Consider the following 17,742-nt stretch of genomic DNA (forward strand, 5'->3'; position numbering starts at 1 on the left):
GGCTCCCGCCATGGTGAGGCGGGGTGTGGGTCGGTGTCGGCGCCTTCCGGCCCAGCCGGAAAGGTGAGTTTCACCGGTACGGAGACGCGAGGGGGAGGTCACCCGGCGGTCCGGCCGGGCGCGGGAGTCACAGGATCGAGGTGGTCGGCTCGATCGGCCCCTCGGACGGGGGCGGTGGGCGGCGATTGCGACGGCGTACGTACCAGAGGCCGAAGAGGCCGCCGCAGATGCCCGACACGCACGTCCAGATCCACCAGCGATACTCGGGATCGGGTCGCGCGACCAGGAGGACGACCAGGGCGATGGCCCACAGACCCGTACCCGTGAGGATCGTGAGCGTGTCGTTGGTCCTCAACGGCTGCAGATCCGGACGTCGTGGCTGGTTCACGTGCTCCAGACTAGGCGACGGCGTCTCACTGTTCGCAAAACGGATTACGTGAAAGCGCGAATCCGTCTCGAAAGCATCACCATCGGCAGCCGGGTCTTCCGGGAAGGAGGGCGCGCTGTCACTCTGCGTGAGTGAACGATGTTAAAACTCCCAAAATAAGCGGAATTGACCGTTTCTTCTTCATCTCCGATCGTGGCTCGTCCGTGGGCCGGGAGGTGCGCGGTGGGTTCGCCACGTTCTTCACGATGGCCTACATCGTCGTGCTCAACCCCTTGATCATCGCCACCGCCAAGGACGCCGAGGGCCAGTTCATCGGCGACGGGACCACCGTGCCCAACACCGCGCTCGTCGCGGCGGGCACCGCCCTCGTGGCCGGGCTGCTCAGCATCCTGATGGGAGTCATCGGCAGGGTCCCCTTCGCGATGGCCGCGGGCCTCGGCCTGAACGCCTTCGTCACCTACGGCATCGCCTCGCAGATGTCCTGGGAGTCGGCGATGGGCCTGGTGTTCCTGGAGGGCGTGATCATCGCGCTCCTGGTGCTGACCGGGTTCCGTACCGCCGTGTTCAACGCCATCCCACCCCAGCTGAAGACGGCGATCAGTGTCGGCATCGGCCTGTTCATCGCCCTGATCGGCTTCGTGGACGCCGGATTCGTCCGCCGGGTGGCGGCCGGGCCGCCGCTGGAACTCGGCATCGCGGGCTCGCTGACCAGCTGGCCGATCCTCGTCTTCGTGGTCGGCCTGCTGCTGATCGTGCTGCTGGTGGCGCGCCAGACCAAGGGCGCCATCCTGATCGGCATCATCGCCACCACCGTCCTCGCGGTCATCGTCGAGGCCGTCGCCAAGGTCGGGGCCTCGGTGACACCGGGCCAGCCGCCGAACCCCTCGGGCTGGCAGCTCGTCGTCCCCCGGTTGCCCGAGCAGATCTTCGGTTTCAACAACCCGCTGGTGCTGTTCAGGGAGTTCGACCCGCTCGGCGCCTTCGGCTCCGTCTCGGTCATCCTGGCCCTGCTGCTCATCTTCACCCTGCTGATCACCGACTTCTTCGACACCATGGGCACGATCGTGGGCGTCGGCGGGCAGGCCGGGCTGATCAAGGAGGACGGCACCCTGCCCAGGACCCGCGAGATCCTCCTGGTCGACTCGATCGGCGCGGCGGCCGGAGGCGCGGGCTCCGTCTCCTCCAACACGACCTACATCGAGTCGGCCGCGGGCGTCGGCGAGGGCGCCCGCACCGGCCTGGCCAGCGTCGTCACCGGCGTGCTGTTCCTGCTCGCCATCTTCCTCTCGCCCCTCGTCGCCGTCGTCCCCTACGAGGCCGCCGCCCCCGCCCTGGTCGTGGTCGGCTTCCTGATGACGACCGCCATCCGCGAGATCGACTTCACCGACTACGAGATCTCCATCCCGGCGTTCCTCACGATCGTCCTGATGCCGTTCACGTACTCGATAGCCACCGGTATCGGTGCGGGGTTCGTGACGTTCGTGCTGATCAAGCTGGTGAAGGGCAAGGCCCGCGAGGTCCACCCGCTGATGTGGACGGTCGCGGCCCTGTTCGTGGTCTACTTCGCGCTCGGCCCGATCAAGGTCCTGTTCGGGCTCTGAGGACGAGGTGTGGCCGTCACGGTGGGGTCTGGGAAGCGATCACCGTGACGGCCGGGCGTCGTGCTCAGCGCCTGCCGGGGGCGCCGGGGAGCAGTCCGGCGCGGTACGCCTTGAGGACGGCGTCGGATTCGGCCTGGGTGAGCGTGCCGTCGGTGACGGCCGTCTTCAGCCGGTCGGCCAGGGCCGCCTCGGCCTTGGCGCCGAGTTGCCGATGGAGCGTCTCCAGCGCGGCGGCGACCTTGTCCGTGGTGAGGCCGAGCTTGGCGGCCAGGGCTTCGGCCTGCTTCCCCAGGGCGGCCTTCTTGGCCTCGTCCCGCGGAGCGTCCTGACCGGGGGTCTTGAGGGGCCGGTCCGGCCGGCCTTCCTGCCTGACCTCCTCCAGGGCCGTGGTGACCTTGTCCTTGTCGAGCCCGAGGATCTCGGCGAGCTGGGCGGCCATCTCCCTGTGGTCGCCACGGCCGCCGTGACCACCGCGCGGGCCGTGCTCGGGGGCGTCGGAGGCGATGCCGGGGGTCGCCGAGGACGACGGCGCGGGGGTGGGGCTGGTCGCCCAGGCCGCCACGGGGACGGCCAGCCCGCCGGCCAGAGCGGTACCGACGCCCGCGATGAGGATCATGCGCTTGGTGCGGTTCATGGAACTCCTTGTCCGATGTGAGCACTTACCGGACCGATGGTCGGGGGATCACATGAGACCGCCCTCATCTCAACCTGAGAATCCGGTGAGATCCGGCCGGTGTCCGCCACGCGACTCACTCCGGTCGGCGCCGTCCCCTGTCTTACTGTCGATCACGTGCTGAGGCCGGACCCGGCCTCCACGGGGTGAGAGCACTAGAGGGATAAAATGGCCGACAGGGGGCCGGTGACGGAGCTGAACGCTCGGTTCGGTTCCGACGGAGCGACCTCTACGCGGGGGGAAAGAGGGCACGAGAGGCTGGAGAGCGCCGAGGTCCACCGGTTGACGGCCGTGCGTCCCGACGGGTGCTCTCGTACGTCACCCCGGTGGTCGCGGTCCGACTGGATGGGCCCCGTGGAGCTCAGGGCCAGGAATCTCGCGGACAACCGGAGCCGTGTCCTTACCGCCGGGCGCAACGCTCTCGGGGAGGCGCCGGGTGCTCCGAGCGGGGTTGGCGATCTCCCGTCCGTCTGGCACGCTGTACGGCCCGCACCGGAAAAAACGATTCGCGGGAATCAAGTGCGGTCGTATATCCTTAGCAAAAGTAATGAGATTCGCTAATGAAAACCCCCAGGAAGGACCCCGTCGCGAGCCTGCGAAGCGACGCCGGTCTGGCTTCGGCTCTGCGCGTGTCGCTGGCACGACTGAACAGACGCCTGCGCAGGCAGGCCGCGGTGCACTCGCTGACGCCCACCCAGCTCGCGACGCTCGTCGCCGTAGAACAGCATTCCGGGATAACCCCCGGCGAATTGGCCGAGCTGGAGAAGGTGCAGCCGCCCTCGATGACACGCGTGATCGCCGCGCTGGCCGAGCGGGAGCTGGTGTCACGTACACCGCACCCGACCGATCGGCGCCAGGTGACCGTGGGCGTGACCGAGCAGGGCTCAACGCTGCTGAGGGAGGAGCGGCGCCTCAAGGAGGCGTGGCTGACGCAGCGGCTGAAGGAGCTGACCCCCGAGGAGAGGGCGACGCTCCGGCAGGCGGCTCCGATACTGGAGAAGCTCAGCCGGATCTAGCCGACCCCGAAGAACCCGGGGCCCCGGCGACGCCGGGCGACACCGGGGCGTCCGCCGCGCCGGACGGAGAACCAGGTGGAGAGCCGGGCGCGTGGCCACGAGAAGAGCCGGATGGCGAACCGGGCGGGAGCCCGAGCCGGAAGTCCGCCGGGAAAGCCGGGAAGATCGGGAAAGCCGGGAAGATCGGGCTGCGGGCGAGGGTCCGGCGGCGGCGGGCCGCGAGGGCCGCCGCCACCGCGAGCGAGTTCCAGGCCACGGAGAGCGGGACGGCCCAGCCCGTGCCCGAGACGCGGGGCGGGATGTTCCGGTCCCTGCGCGTCTACAACTACCGGCTGTTCGCGGCCGGAGGCGTGGTCTCCAACGTCGGCTCGTGGATGCAGCGCACCGCGCAGGACCTGCTGGTGCTCGACCTGACGAACGGCAGCGCCTTCGCGCTGGGCGTGACCGTCATGCTGCAGTTCCTGCCGCTGTTGCTCTTCGGCCTCTGGGGAGGCATGCTCGCCGACCGCTATCCCAAGCGGTTGCTGCTGATCGTCGCCCAGTCGCTCATGGGCCTGCTGGCGCTCACCATGGGCGTGCTCGTCGTGACCGGCTCTGCCCAGGTCTGGCAGGTGTTCGTGATGGCGTTCCTGCTCGGCCTCATCGCCTGTGTCGAGGTGCCGACCCGGCAGTCGTTCGTCGTGGAGATGGTCGGCCGCAAGGACCTGTCCAACGCGATCGCGCTGAACGCGTCGAGCTTCAACCTGGCCCGCGTGGTCGGCCCGGCCGTCGCGGGTGTCCTGATCTACGCGTTCGGCGGCACCGGCCCGATCTTCCTGATCAACGCGCTGTCCTTCGCGGGTGTGCTCGCCGGTCTGATGCTCATGCGTACCTCCGAGCTGACCACCCCCGAACCGGTGCCGAGGGCCAAGGGGCAGCTCCGCGAGGGCCTGCGCTACGTGGTGGTACGGCCCGAGCTGCTCATGCCGATACTGCTGATCGCCTTCGTGTCGCTGTTCACGCAGTCGTTCTCGATGTCGATCGCGCTCATGGCGCGTCAGGTCTTCGGGGCGGGCGCGGCCTCGTTCGGGCTGGCCTCCAGCATGTTCGCGGTCGGCGCCCTGGCGGGCGCGCTCATGGCGGCGCGGCGGGTACGGCCCAGCAGGAGGCTGCTGGTCGGCGGCGCGGTCGCGTTCGGCGTGTTCCAGATCGCCAGCGGCCTGGCCCCGTGGTACCCCCTCTACCTGGTCTCCCTTGTGCCTGCGGGCATCGCGTTGATCTCGGTGAACACCGCCGCCAACGCCAGCGTGCAGCTCGCCACCTCGCCGGAGATGCGCGGCCGGGTGATGGGGATCTACGTGCTCGTGTTCACCGGGGGAGCCCCCCTCGGCGCGCCGCTGCTCGGCTGGATCTCCGAGCTGGGCGGCCCCCGCGCGGGGGTCATGGTGGGCGGGGCGCTCACCCTGATCGGCTCGGGTGTGGCCATAATGCTGACAAAGATGATCGGCAGGAGGTCGCATGCGGCTGTTCGTGGGGTTGCTGCCGCCACCTCCGGTGCGCGATGAGCTCATCCTCGCCCTCGAAGCCCACCGGCCGCGATGGCCGGGGCTTCGATGGCTGGACCCGGCGACCTGGCATGTGACGCTGTCGTTCCTCGGGGAGGTGCCCGAACAGGTGCTGCCCGAGCTGCGGACGCGGCTCGCCGACGCCGCCGCGCACCACGCGCCGATGACGCTGTCGCTCACCGGCGCCGGGGCGTTTCCCTCGGCCGGTGCGGCACGGGTCTTCCTGACCGGTCTGGGGGGCGACCGCCCGGAGCTCGCCCGGCTCGCCGACCACGTGGGGACCGAGGCGCTGGGTGCCGGAGCCGGGCAGACGGATCGCCGGAGGTTCACGCCACACCTGAGCCTGGCCAGGTGCCGCGTCGACACGGACGTGAGCCCTCTGGTCGAGGCGTTCGGGGCCTTCTCCGGCACCGTGTGGGAGGCGGGGACGGTGCACCTGGTCCGGAGCAATTTCGGGGGCGGGACCCGCGACGGGGCCGAGGCCCGCTACGAGACGGTCGAGGAATGGCCCCTGACGGCGCGGGCACCCCGCGGGCAGAGCTAGGCTCCAGGGCGTGGATCGTCCCCGTCGCTGGCTGCTGCCCACGGTGCTCGCACTGCTCGTGCTCCTCGTGGTGATCGGCGCCCTGGTGTCCTAGCCGGTGTCCTGGCCGGTGTTCTGGCAGCCCGGCGGCCGTGTCCCGGCCGCCTCGCGGCGGTGTTCCCGGCCCCGCGCAGGTTCACCGGCCTGTCCCCGGCCCCCCGCGCGGGCTCACCGGTTCATCGGCTTGTTATCGGCCTCCGTGCGGGCTCACCGATTCATCCGGTTCGCTCCCGGCCCCGCGCGGGCTCATCCGGGTTACCGGTCCGTTCCTGGTTTCGGTCCCGGTCTCGTGCGGGTGCCGTCTCGGCGTCGGCTACCAGGCGTAGTGCTCGGGCGCCGTCTTGAAGCCGGGGAAGATCTCGTCCAGGCGGGACAGGGCCTTCTCGTCCAGAACGATCTCCAGTGCCCTGGTGGTGCCGTCGAGCTGGTCGAGCGTGCGTGGCCCGATGATCGGCGCGGTGACGACCTTCTGGTGGAGCAGCCACGCCAGGCCGACGTTCGCCGGGTCCTCGCCCAGCTCGTCGCAGAACTCCTCGTAGCGCTCGATCTTGTCGCGGTGCTTCTCCAGCTGGGCGGTGATCTGCTCCGAGGCCGAACGTCCCTTGTCGATCTTCCGCAGGATGCCGCCGAGCAGGCCGCCCGCGAGAGGGCTCCACGGGATCAGGCCCACACCGTAGTCCTCGGCCGCCGGGATGACCTCAAGCTCCGGCGCGCGTACGACCAGGTTGTAGTGGGACTGCTCGGAGACCAGGCCGAGGCTGTTGCGCCGCCGCGCGCTCTCCTGGGCCTTGGCGATGTGCCAGCCCGCGAAATTGGACGATCCCACGTACAGGATCTTGCCCTGCTGCTTGAGGATGTCCATGGCCTCCCAGAACTCGTCGAACGGGGTGTTCCGGTCGACGTGATGCGCCTGGTAGAGGTCGATGTAGTCGGTCTGCATACGCTTCAGCGACGCGTCGGCGGCGCGGCGGATGTTGAGCGCGGACAGCTGGCCCTCGTTGGGCCAGTCTCCCATCGAGCCGTAGAGCTTCGTGGCGATCACCGTCTTCTCGCGGCGCCCGCCTCCCTTGGCGAACCAGCGGCCGATGATCTGTTCGGTGACGCCCTCGCCCTTCTTCCAGCCGTAGACATTGGCTGTGTCGAAAAAGTTGATCCCCAGCTCGTGGGCGTGGTCCATGATCGCGAAGGAGTCGTCCTCCGTGGTCACGGGGCCGAAGTTCATCGTGCCCAGGCAGAGGCGGCTGACCTTCAGGCCGGTACGGCCAAGCTGCGTGTAGTCCATCCGTCCACACTAGGTACCTGGAGTGCACTCCAGGCGAGTTGGTGCGCCGGGAAATCCGCGTCGGCCGGACCCGTCGCGTCTGCGCCGCCCGCGCGTACCGCCGGGGCATGATGGCTGAATGCTGAGTAAGCCGGGGGAAGTCGTGGTTCGCGTGCTCGCGGTGGTCGGCCTGACCGCGGCCTCGGTCCTCGCGGGGCAGGGCGCGCGGGCGGGTGACGGTCACGGCGTACGGGAGGACACGGGGTACGGCGTACGGGCGGGCGTGGCACGGGACGCCGAGGACGGCACGCGGGCGGGCGTGGCGCGCGAGGCGGAGCACGACGTACGGGCGGGTGCGGGGCGGGCGGCCCGGGGGGACGGAGGGGAGCGGATCCTCTTCCGCTTCAAGGACAGCCGGATCACCGAGTCGAGCGGGCTGGCGGTCTCACCGACCGGCAAGGACGTCTACTACACCCACAACGACAGCTCCGCGGGGCCGGTGTTCTTCGCGGTCGGCCCCGACGGGCGGACCCGCGCGACCTTCACCCTGCGCGGGGCGGCCTCCCGCGACTGGGAGGGCATGGCGGCCTCCGTCGATCCGCGGACCGGCCGGGGGGTGCTCTGGTTCGCCGATATCGGCGACAACTTGGAAGGGGCATGGCCTGATATTTCGGTATACAAGGTGGCGGAGCCTACCGCGCTGAGCGACGCCGTCGTCTCCGCCGTGCGCTACCGGTTCCGCTACGAGGACGGCGGGCACAACGCCGAGGGCATCATGGTGCACCCCCTTACCGGCCGTCTTTACATCGTGACCAAGCAGTTCGCCGGTGCCGTCTACCAGGCCCCGAAGCGGTTGCGCACCGACAGGGTCAACGTGCTTCGCAAGGTCGGCTCCGCGCCCATCATGGCCACCGACGCCGCCTACGCCCCCGACGGGTCGAGCTTCGTGATCCGCACCTATTTCTCCGCCACGGTCTACCGCGCCCCGGGGGAGCAGATCGCCCGGGTGACGATGCCGGAGCTGCGGCAGGCGGAGTCGATCACCTACACGCGCGACGGCAGATACCTGCTGACCGGCAGCGAGGGAAGCCGCAGCCCGGTCTACCGGGTGCCGCTGCCCAGGGAGGTCCTCGGCGAGGCGGCTCCCGAACCCACATACGCCCGGCGCCAGGCGGCCTCCACACCGACCTCCGGCACCCCCGGCGATCCGGCGCCCACGCCGGTGGCCGCGGTGGAGACCGGCGGTGACGCGGACACGGGGGTGCCGATCTCGGCCGTGCTCCTCTGGCTGGCCATCGCCGCAGGCGCCACCGGCGTCATCACCCTGATCGCCCGCAGAACCCGCTGAAGACACTCAGGCCCGATTGAGTGATCAGCCTGGTTGAGGGATCCGCGGAATCCGCTGAAGACACTCAGCCTGGTTGAGTGATCTGCGGAACCCGTTGAGATACTCAGGCCCGGTTGAGTGATCCGACGCAAGCGGACGGCAAGCCGCTTGCGCCATCCTTCGGGCCATGCGTGACGATAACCCGGCGGCGGGCCTCCGTTCCCCCTCACCGGTGGGCTGTCCTGAGTGCTCGGCCCCCATCGCGGGGGCGCACGAGCGCTGCCCGCGCTGCGCGTTACCCCTGAGGGGGCCGGTGGCGGCCGAGTTGTGGCGGCTCGACGGTGCCCTCGCGGGGCTGCGTGCCCGCGAGGCGGAACTCCTCACCCGGCGCGGCCACCTGCTCGGCCTGCTCGGACAGGAACGGGCCGAACGGGAGCGAGCCGGGCGGGAGCGAGGCAGGCGGGAGCCCGCCGAACGGGGGAGCGCTGGGCAGGAGCGGGCCGAACGGGAGCCAGTCGGGCAGGCACAGGGCGGGCGGGAACCCGCCGAACGGGAGAGCGCTGGGCAGGAGCAGGCGCGCCTGGCCGGTGGCGAACCTGCCGGGCGGTCGGAGGCGGCTCCCGAGCCCGCCGGGAGGCCAAGGGCGGTGTCAGGGCCGGGGAAGGACTTCTCGCCCCGGGCCGTACAGAACCTGCTGCTCGGTCTCGGCGGGCTGCTGCTGGTCGTCGCGGCCGTGGTGTTCACGGTGGTCAACTGGGGGAGCATGGGCCTCGGCGGCCGGGCGGCGATCCTGGCCGCCGTCACCGGGCTGACCTTCGCCGTACCGGGACTCCTGGTGAGGCGCGGGCTCGTCACCACCGCCGAGACCATCGCGATGCTCGGCGCGGTGCTGCTCTTCCTGGACGGCTACGCGGCCCGGCGGACGGGGCTGGCCGGGGCCGACGGCCTGTCCGGACCCCATTACGCGGCCCTGCTGTTCGCCCTGGTCGCGCTCGCCATGGCGGGCTACTCGCGACTCCTCCCGCTGCGACTGCCGCTGCCCGTCGCGATCGTCCTCGCCCAGTTCCCGCTCCCGCTGCTCGCTCTCGACGAGACGGCGTCGTGGATCACCGCCGCGCTCGCCGCGACGGCCGCCGCCGACGCCGCCGTCCTGGTGTTCCACGTGGCGGGACGGAGTTCCGGGCCCCTCGGCATCGGGGCGGCGGTGCCCACGGGTTCGGAGCGAGACAGGGCCGAGGGCACGGCCCGAGCCGAGATCGACGTCGAGGGCGCGTCCGGAGACGGGGCGCAGGGAGCGACCGATGATCCGGTTCGGCTCGGGCGGGGCGGCGTGCCCGGGGAGGCGCCCGGCATCCCTGGGGAGGCGCCCGGGGTAGCCGTAGACGCGCCCAACGTGCCCGGGGTGGTCGGGGAGGTGCCCAACGTGCCCGGGGTGCCCGGAGACGCGTCCGACGTGCTCGGGGAAGCGTCCGGCGTACCCGGGGAGGCGCTTGGTGTGTCCGAAGAGGCGCCAGGTGGACGCGGAGAGGTGTCTGGGCGTGGAGGCGCGTCCGGTGGGCGCGGGGCGCTGAGGACGGTCGCGGTCTGTTTTGGCGTGGTGTGGGGGGTGGGGGTGTGCCACGGGCTTCTGGAATCGCTCCTGAGGCTGCTGGCGCCGTTCCACGGCGACGCTCCGGCGATCGTCTCGCTCTGGGAGGCCCTGCTGCTGGTCACGCTGGCCGTGATCGGGCTCGCGGTCGCGCGGGGGGTACGGGACACGGGCCGTCTCTCGGTCGTCACCGCGGTCTCGGCCCTCGTGCTGACGGCGGGACTGGCGGCCCCCGCCTGGCCGCTGCTGCCGCCCACCTGGTGGGCCGTGCCGTACACGGTGGCGGCGCTGCTCACGGTGGTGATCATGCTGTACGCGCCCGGCCTGGACGAGCCACGGGTCCGCTCGGCCGGTGCCGTCTCCGCCGGGGTGCTGGCGGCGGCCACCGCGCTCCCTTTCGTAAACGATGTGATCTTCACGCTGTTCGCCCCGTTCAACCGGCTCGGTGATGTGTGGTCGGGATCTCCGGGCTTCGCCGATGCTCAGCTGATCGCGCCGTTCCCGCAGTTCCCGGTCGTGGCGGGGCTGCTGGCCGTCGCCTCGGCACTGGCGGCCGCGCGGGGGCGGGCCGCCATGGGGTTCGCCGCGCTCGCCGCCGGGACGCTCGCGACGGCCGTCGCCCCCGTCGCCTTCGGGTGGGGGCACGGGGTGGACCTCGCGGTCCTGTCGGCGCTGGCCGTCGTCCTCGTGACCGGCATGACCCTGGCCGGGCGGCCACGGTGGGCGAGGGCCTTCGCGATCGCCGCCGGTGCGGTGTCCACGGTGGCGACGGTCACCGCGCTCGCCGAGCGGTCCAGCACGTACGCGACGCTCGGTGTCCTGCTCGTCGCGTGGGGCGCGGCGGCGTTCGCGGCCCGGGTACGTGGGGCGGCGGCGGTCTCGCTGGTCGCCGGTGTGCTGTCGGCGACCGGCCTGATGTGGGCCGTCTCCGCCGGGACCCGGTGGCTTCCCTCGGGTGACGGCCTGTCCCTGTCCCTGGCCGCCGGTGCGGTGCTCGCGGCGCTCGCGGTGCTCCTCGTCCCGCGCGTCGGCTCGACGGCCGGGCCCTCGGCCGAGGGCACGCCGGGGGAGAACGGCGATCTCCGGCGGTCCGCCGGGCTGGCGCTGAGTGTCGTGCTGGCGGTGCTCGCGGTCCTCTCCGCGCACGCCGCCGTCACCGCGATCCTCGGTTTCCACCGCCCCCTCGTACGGCCGTGGACGGCTGTGACAGGTCCCGGGGGCGGCCATCCGACGCTCGTGGCGGTGGTTGTCCTCGTCGCCGTGGCGGCGGTGCTGGTCTCCTGGCAGGTCGCGCGGCGCCGGGGCGCGACCAGGGCGGTGCTGCTCGCCTGGCCTGCGGTGCTGGTGGCACTGCCGGTGTCGGTCGCCCTGCCGTACGGGGTGGAGGTGGGGCTGTTCGTCGCCGGTGTCGTCCCCACGGCGTGGGTGGCGGCGCGGAGCCGGGCGAACGCGGTCTTCGGCGGGGTGGCGGCGCTGTGGACCGCCTTCGTCGCCGTCTCCTGGGCCCTCATGAGCGAGCCCGCGACCCTGGTCGTCCTCCCCGCCGTGGCGGTGATCGCCGTGGCGGTCGTACTGGGTGACCGGGCGAGGGACAGGACGGGGACGGAAGCGGGGGCGGCGCCGGTCATGTTCGGGGATCGGGTGGTGGCACCGGTCGCGGCCGGGCTGGCGACGCTGCTGGCGGGCGGGGAGGCGCTGGCGGCCGGGCTGGCGCTGGACTGGCCGGTACGGCACGCGGCGTTCGGCCCGCTCGCCGTGGCCTGCGCGGCGGCGGTCGTGGCGGGCCGGTTCAGGAAGGCGTCGTTCGCGGTCGGTGTGGAGGCGGCGGGGTACGCCCTCGTGGGGGCGGGCCTGCCGCTCGCCTCGGCCGACCTGCCGCTGGCGAGCCTGGCCTGCGCCGTGGCGGGCGTGCTGATGACCGGTACGGCGCTGCGGCCCGATCGGCGGTGGGCCGGATACGCCGGAACGGGCCTCCTGCTGCTGGCCTCCTGGCTGCGGCTGCTCGCCTCCGACATCAGCGTGATCGAGGCGTACACGGTTCCGTTCTCGCTGGTGCTGCTGGGGTTCGGCTGGTGGCGGGCGCGCGGAGGGAAGATGTCGTCCTGGGGCGCCTACGGTCCCGGGCTCGTCTCCAGCCTGGTACCCAGCACGTTCGCGCTGCTCGCCGGGTCGGGCTGGCTCCGGCCGCTGCTGCTCGGCGTGGTCTCGCTGGCCGTGCTGCTGGCCGGTGCCCGGCTCCGGCTCCAGGCCCCGGCGGTCCTCGGCGGGCTGACCGTGGCCGTCGTCGCCCTGCACGAACTGGCGCCGTGGATCGCGGAGGTGGTCGTGCTGGTGCCCCGATGGGTGCCGATGGCGCTGGGCGGGTTGCTGCTCGTGGTCGTCGGCGCGACCTACGAGGCGCGCCTGCGGGACGTACGACGCCTGCGGGGCGCGATCGGCCGGATGCGTTAGGTGGCCCGGGGTTCAGCCGGTGGACGGTGTGGTCGGTGGGATGCGCTGGGTCGTTCGGGGGTCAGCTGGAGGGCGGTGTGGTTGGCCGGGTGCGCTGGGTCGTTCGGGATTCAGCCGGTGAGCCGGATGCGTTGAGTCGTTCGGGGGTCAGCCGGGGGACTGCGTGTCGCGGCGGGCGGCGTGGTCGAGAGAGGTCGCCACGTCGGGGTCGACGGGGAACCAGACGAGGAGGCCGGTCATCTGCAGGAGGCGTTTGAGGACGTCCGATACTCCGGCGAGGCGCAGCCATCCGCCCGACTCCGAGGCGACCCGCGCGCCACTCAGAAGTACCCGAAGCCCGGTGGAGTCGCAGAAGGTGATGCCTTCGGCGTCGATGACGATGCGCGGGCGGTAGTCGGAGACCAGCTGTTCGATGGTCTCCCTGAGCAGTCCGCTGGAATTACGGTCGATGTCACCCGCGACAGTGATCACAGCGCAGTCCGCGTGCCCGTGGTGATCGACGTCGATGGAGAGTTCTCTGCTCATCGCCTCGTATCTCCACCCGGTGACGCGGTCGGTTTCGGCCGCCATCCGGCCTGATCAAGGTATACCCCTCCGCACCACCGGGGTGGGCGACGGGCGGGAGACATGTGCGTAACGGCTGTGGGAGCCCACCGGCCGCCATCCGCCCGGGGAGCCGGTGCGGAGCCTGATCTCATACCGAAAACGAATGACCGCATCGCGATTTATTGCCCCGACATATTCACGTATTCCTTGACCGGCCTGGACGTGTTTCCCGCATTGGCAATGACGGTTAAGAACCAGGCCGGTTATCCCTTCTCCTGTGGTGAGGATTGCCGCTAACTTTCGAGCATGCGCGTTCTGATAACCGGGGCATCAGGTTTCGTCGGCTCGCATGCGGTCGCCGCGCTTCTCGCCGACGGGCATGAGCCGCTTCTTCTCATACGCGATCCGGAGAAAACGCGCGAGGTGCTGGCCGCCGTCGGGGTGACGGGGGAGGTTCCCCTGCACAGTGCCGATATCCGCGACGCGGAGGCCGTGCGGGCCGGGCTCGAACAGTGCGACGCGGTCATTCACGCCGCCGCGGAAATCGGGGTCATCGGCCGAGCTATAGACCTGGACGGCACAAATGTGATCGGGGCGAAGAACGTCCTTGGGCAGGCCGTCGAACTCGGTCTCGACCCGATCGTGCACATTTCCACCGTTAACGTCTTCGTCCCCCCGGCCGGGCCGGTGATCACGACCGAGAGCCCGCTCGCCACGCCGAGGAACGAGTACGGAAGGAGCAAGATCTCCGCCGAACGCTACGCCAGGAGGCTCCAGGACCAGGGGATGCCGATCACGATCGTTTACCCGGCCGGGGTCACCGGGCCGTGCCAGCCCTCGCTGGACGCGATGGTGGAGGGCCTGCGCGCCGGGCTGGAACAGGGCTGGCCGATCACCGCGGGCGGCGCCAACATCGTCGACGTACGGGATCTGGCCGTCGTGCTCGCCCGCTGCCTCGAACCGGGGCGGGGGCCGCGCCGGTTCATGCTGGGCGGGCACTACCTCACCTGGGCGCAGCTCGCCGACGTCTGCGACGAGGTGACGGGGAACCGCTGCCGGAGGTTCAGGATCCACCGGTCGGTGCTGCGCGGCGCGGCGGCCATGGGCGACGCGATGAAGCTGATCAAGGAGATCGACTACCCGCTGACCAGGGACGCCGTCGAGATGATGGTCACGATGGTCCGCACGTACGACACCCCGACCCTGGAGGCGCTCGGCGTGGGACTGCGGCCGGTCCAGGAGACCGTCGCCGACGCGCTGCGCTGGCTGGCCCAGGAAGGACATCTCACCACCGACAAGGTCGGGAGACTGGCGGGTAGTGTCACGCGGTAACACGCACTCCATCTCCACCGGGCAAAGGAGGAACCGGCGATGAGGGTCGGGATCGTCGGCGCGGGAATCGTCGGGCTGGCCGTGGCCAGGGAGACGGCGCTGGCCTACGGGGCCACCGTGACCGTCCTCGACAAGGAGGACCGCGTCGGAGCCCACCAGACCGGGCACAACAGCGGCGTCGTCCACGCCGGGATCTACTACCGCCCCGGCTCGCTCAAGGCCAGGCTCTGCAGGGAGGGCGTGGCCCTGCTCAGGGAGTACTGCGCGGAGCACCGCATCCCGTACGACGAGGTCGGCAAGCTCGTCGTCGCCTCCACCGGGCCCGAGCGGCCCGAGCTGCGCGGGATCGCCGAGCGGGCCCGCGCGAACGGGGTCCCCGGCGTCGCCGAGCTCGACGCGCTGGCCCTGCGCGAGATCGAGCCGCACGCCGTCGGCGTGGGCGCCGTCCACTCCCCGCACACCGCGATCACCGACTTCCCCGCCGTCGCCCGGCGCCTGGCCCTGGACGTGGAGGAGCGCGGCGGCTCGGTGCTGCTGTCCCACCCGGTGCGCGCCGTACGGGAGACCGCGAGCGGGGTGAGCGTCACGGCGGGAGAGCGGACGCTGGACTTCGACCGGGTGATCGTCTGCGCCGGACTCGGCACCGACACCGTCGCGCGGATGGCGGGGGTCCCCGGTGATGTCCGGATCGTCCCCTTCCGTGGTGAGTACTACGCGCTGGCCGGGGAGGCGAAGAGCCTGGTCCGCGGGCTGATCTACCCGGTTCCCGACCCCCGCTACCCGTTCCTCGGCGTGCACCTGACCCGCAGGATCGACGGCGAGGTGCTGGTCGGCCCCAACGCGGTCATGGCGCTGGCGCTGGAGGGCTACTCCTGGCGGGACGTCGACCTCGCCGACCTGGGCAGGATCCTGGCCTGGCGGGGCACCCGGCGGCTGGCGGCCAGGCACTGGCGGACCGGGATCGGGGAGGTGGCCGGTTCGATGGGTAAAGGATCCTTCCTGCGGGCCGCGCGCCGCTACGTCCCCGCCCTGACCGGCGCCGATCTGGTCAGGACCGCCGGGGGCGTCCGCGCACAGGCTGTGGACGGGCGGGGCGGCATGCTGGACGACTTCGCGATCGACGTGCACGGCCGCGTCGCCCTCGTGCGTAACGCCCCCTCACCGGCCGCCACGTCAAGTTTGGCGATTGCCAGGCATATTGTGGGGTTAGCCTCTGTGTTGACCAGTTAACTGCTTTCTCATGTGGGCCGGTGAAAATAGACCAGTGACCGACTCACCCGAAGCCCGTCTGCTGATCGTCGAGGACGAGCCCAACATTCTCGAACTTCTGGCCGCGAGCCTGAGGTTCGCCGGGTTCGGTGTCAACACGGCGGGCAACGGCACGGACGCCGTCGCCGCCGTCCAACGGCACCGGCCCGACCTCATCGTGCTCGACGTGATGCTCCCCGACATGGACGGCTTCGACGTCGTACGGCGCCTGCGCGGCGGCGGCAGTGACACGCCGGTGGTCTTCCTCACCGCGCGGGACGCCACCGAGGACAAGATCCGGGGGCTGACCGCGGGCGGGGACGACTACGTGACCAAGCCGTTCAGCCTGGAGGAGGTCGTGGCCCGCATCCGGGCCGTGCTGCGCCGTACCGGCTCCGGCGACCTCGTCGCCAGGCCGCCCCGGCTCACCTTCGCCGACGTCGAGCTCGACGAGGAGAGCCACGAGGTGTGGCGCGAGGGCAGGGCGGTGGCGCTGTCGCCGACGGAGTTCAAGCTGCTGCGCTACTTCATGGCGAACGCGGGGCGGGTGCTGTCCAAGGCCCAGATCCTCGACCACGTGTGGGACTACGACTTCAGGGGCGACGTCGGGATCGTGGAGTCCTACGTCTCCGTGCTCCGCCGCAAGATCGACAATGTCGAGCCGAGACTGATCCACACCCTGCGCGGTGTCGGATACGTGCTGCGCTTACCACCGGCCTCCTGATGCCCGACGCGACCCCTCCACGGGTGACGTGATGCCCGACGCGAACCCCCTGCGGGTGACGTGATGCTCAACGCGACCCCCCTGCGGGTGAAGCTGATCGGCGTCATCCTGGTCCTGCTCACGATCGCGCTCGCCCTCATCGGCATCGGCAGCGTCTCGATCATGCGCGGTTACCTGATCGACCGCGTCGACAGCCAGATCGACCTGACCGTCGACTCCGCACTGCGCCGCATGAACAACCGGGGCTCCGTCGCGCTGATGGGCAAGTCGATGCCGTCCGACGCCAGGTTGGAGCTCCGAGGCAGGAACGGCAGGACCCTCGTCCTGCTCAGCGGCATCGACGTGGAGGGCAAACCGGGGCCGAACGTGCCCCCCGGCCAGGGCGTCCACGCGTTCGAGAACGGTGACTGGCGGGTCCGGGTGACCTCGCTGGACACCGGCGGAAGCCTCATCGTGGCCGTGGACATGGGTGAGGTACGGCAGATCGTCGGCCAGCTCGCGCTGGTGGAGCTGCTCGGCGGGAGCGGCCTGGTGCTGCTGCTCGCCGGGGTCGGTGTGGTGATCATCCGCAGGAGCCTGCGCCCGCTGGAGGAGATCGAGCGCACCGCCGAGGCCATCGCCGCCGGAGACCTGGGCCGCCGCGTCCCCGACGCCGACCCGCGCACCGAGGTGGGCCGCCTCGGCCGGTCGCTGAACGGCATGCTCACCCAGATCGAGACGGCCTTCCGCGCCCGTTCCGAGTCGGAGTCCTCGGCCCGCAGCTCGGAGGAGCGCATGCGCAGGTTCGTCGCGGACGCCTCGCACGAGCTGCGCACCCCGCTGACCTCCATCCGGGGCTTCGCCGAGTTCTACCGGCAGGCGCCCGGCATCGACGCCACGCCGCTGATGCGCCGGGTCGAGTCCGAGGCGGTCAGGATGGGCCTGCTCGTCGACGACCTGCTGATGCTGGCCCGGCTCGACCAGCAGAGGCCGATGGTCATGCGCCCGGTCGACCTGCTCGCCATCGCCGCCGACGCCGTCCACGACGCCCGCATCCTCGCCCCGGACCGTGAGGTCACGCTCTCGGTGGACGGCTCCGCGCTCATCGTCTCCGGTGACGAGGTACGGCTCCGCCAGGTCGTGGGCAACCTCATGACCAACGCGCTCACCCACACCCCCGAGCGCACCCCCGTACGGGTGATCCTCTCCGGCGACGGCGACATGGCCGTCATCGAGGTCGCCGACGAGGGGCCCGGCCTCACCGCGGAGCAGCGGGATCGCGTCTTCGAGCGGTTCTACCGCGCGGACTCCGCCCGGGGGCGGCGCGCTCCCGAGGACGGCGGGAGCGGTCTCGGCCTCGCCATCGTGGCCGCGATGGTCGAGGCCCACGGCGGCCGTGTCGCCGTGGAGTCGGAACCGGGCAAGGGCTCGACGTTCCGGGTGATCCTCCCCCTCGCCTCCGAATCCGACTGAACCTCGCG

14 protein-coding genes are annotated in these 17,742 nt (G+C 71.2%); 10 read left to right on the forward strand and 4 right to left on the reverse strand.

Annotation, left to right across the window (positions count from 1 at the left end):
* Positions 1-127 precede the first annotated feature (127 nt).
* Positions 128-388: a DUF2530 domain-containing protein gene (locus tag ABD817_RS31390; protein ID WP_344921880.1), complete on the reverse strand. Its 261-nt coding sequence runs from the start codon at positions 386-388 to the stop codon at positions 128-130.
* Between the two features lie 131 nt (positions 389-519).
* Between ABD817_RS31390 and ABD817_RS31395 the strand changes: the two genes are divergently transcribed.
* Entirely contained in the window at positions 520-1,989 is a 1,470-nt protein-coding gene (locus tag ABD817_RS31395; RefSeq protein WP_425583427.1) for an NCS2 family permease, read from the forward strand.
* Positions 1,990-2,053: 64 nt separating this feature from the next.
* Here the strand turns inward: ABD817_RS31395 and ABD817_RS31400 are convergent, their stop codons facing one another.
* Positions 2,054-2,623, reverse strand: coding sequence for a hypothetical protein (locus tag ABD817_RS31400; protein WP_344921882.1), 570 nt, complete (start codon positions 2,621-2,623; stop codon positions 2,054-2,056).
* Between the two features lie 599 nt (positions 2,624-3,222).
* On the opposite strand from ABD817_RS31400, the gene ABD817_RS31405 reads away from it, so the two are divergent.
* The 3 genes from ABD817_RS31405 to thpR all read left to right on the forward strand — a co-directional run bounded on the left by ABD817_RS31405 (position 3,223) and on the right by thpR (position 5,766).
* On the forward strand, positions 3,223-3,678 hold the full coding sequence (locus ABD817_RS31405) for a MarR family winged helix-turn-helix transcriptional regulator (protein WP_344921883.1): 456 nt from the start codon (positions 3,223-3,225) through the stop codon (positions 3,676-3,678).
* A gap of 278 nt (positions 3,679-3,956) precedes the next feature.
* The gene (locus tag ABD817_RS31410; RefSeq protein ID WP_344921884.1) at positions 3,957-5,222 is read left to right on the forward strand and encodes an MFS transporter; all 1,266 of its coding nucleotides are present in this window, start codon (positions 3,957-3,959) and stop codon (positions 5,220-5,222) included.
* Positions 5,176-5,766, forward strand: coding sequence for an RNA 2',3'-cyclic phosphodiesterase (gene thpR / locus ABD817_RS31415; RefSeq protein WP_344921885.1), 591 nt, complete (start codon positions 5,176-5,178; stop codon positions 5,764-5,766). Before ABD817_RS31410 ends, thpR begins: the two co-directional genes overlap by 47 nt.
* 352 nt (positions 5,767-6,118) lie before the next feature.
* On the opposite strand, the gene ABD817_RS31420 is transcribed toward thpR, so the two are convergent.
* Positions 6,119-7,087, reverse strand: a complete 969-nt coding sequence (locus tag ABD817_RS31420; RefSeq protein WP_344921886.1) for an aldo/keto reductase — start codon at positions 7,085-7,087, stop codon at positions 6,119-6,121.
* A gap of 118 nt (positions 7,088-7,205) precedes the next feature.
* On the opposite strand from ABD817_RS31420, the gene ABD817_RS31425 reads away from it, so the two are divergent.
* Positions 7,206-8,414 carry a hypothetical protein gene (locus tag ABD817_RS31425; RefSeq protein ID WP_344921887.1) on the forward strand — a complete coding sequence of 403 codons (1,209 nt, stop codon included), beginning with the start codon at positions 7,206-7,208 and terminating at the stop codon, positions 8,412-8,414.
* Between the two features lie 166 nt (positions 8,415-8,580).
* Positions 8,581-12,432, forward strand: coding sequence for an SCO7613 C-terminal domain-containing membrane protein (locus tag ABD817_RS31430; RefSeq protein WP_344921888.1), 3,852 nt, complete (start codon positions 8,581-8,583; stop codon positions 12,430-12,432).
* Positions 12,433-12,579: 147 nt separating this feature from the next.
* Here the strand turns inward: ABD817_RS31430 and ABD817_RS31435 are convergent, their stop codons facing one another.
* On the reverse strand, positions 12,580-12,957 hold the full coding sequence (locus ABD817_RS31435) for an STAS domain-containing protein (RefSeq protein ID WP_344921889.1): 378 nt from the start codon (positions 12,955-12,957) through the stop codon (positions 12,580-12,582).
* Positions 12,958-13,284: 327 nt separating this feature from the next.
* On the opposite strand from ABD817_RS31435, the gene ABD817_RS31440 reads away from it, so the two are divergent.
* The 4 genes from ABD817_RS31440 (at position 13,285) to ABD817_RS31455 (ending at position 17,734) form a co-directional block, all read left to right on the forward strand.
* Positions 13,285-14,310 (forward strand): NAD-dependent epimerase/dehydratase family protein, encoded by a 1,026-nt coding sequence (locus ABD817_RS31440; RefSeq protein ID WP_344921890.1) that lies wholly within the window; start codon positions 13,285-13,287, stop codon positions 14,308-14,310.
* Positions 14,311-14,349: 39 nt separating this feature from the next.
* The gene (lhgO, locus tag ABD817_RS31445; RefSeq protein WP_344921891.1) at positions 14,350-15,540 is read left to right on the forward strand and encodes an L-2-hydroxyglutarate oxidase; all 1,191 of its coding nucleotides are present in this window, start codon (positions 14,350-14,352) and stop codon (positions 15,538-15,540) included.
* Positions 15,541-15,574: 34 nt separating this feature from the next.
* On the forward strand, positions 15,575-16,282 hold the full coding sequence (locus tag ABD817_RS31450; protein WP_344921892.1) for a response regulator transcription factor: 708 nt from the start codon (positions 15,575-15,577) through the stop codon (positions 16,280-16,282).
* 63 nt (positions 16,283-16,345) lie between these two features.
* Positions 16,346-17,734, forward strand: a complete 1,389-nt coding sequence (locus ABD817_RS31455) for an ATP-binding protein (RefSeq protein ID WP_344921893.1) — start codon at positions 16,346-16,348, stop codon at positions 17,732-17,734.
* The last annotated feature ends 8 nt before the right edge of the window (positions 17,735-17,742 follow it).

This window comes from Streptosporangium oxazolinicum (assembly GCF_039537505.1).
In the GTDB taxonomy this organism is placed as follows: domain Bacteria; phylum Actinomycetota; class Actinomycetes; order Streptosporangiales; family Streptosporangiaceae; genus Streptosporangium; species Streptosporangium oxazolinicum.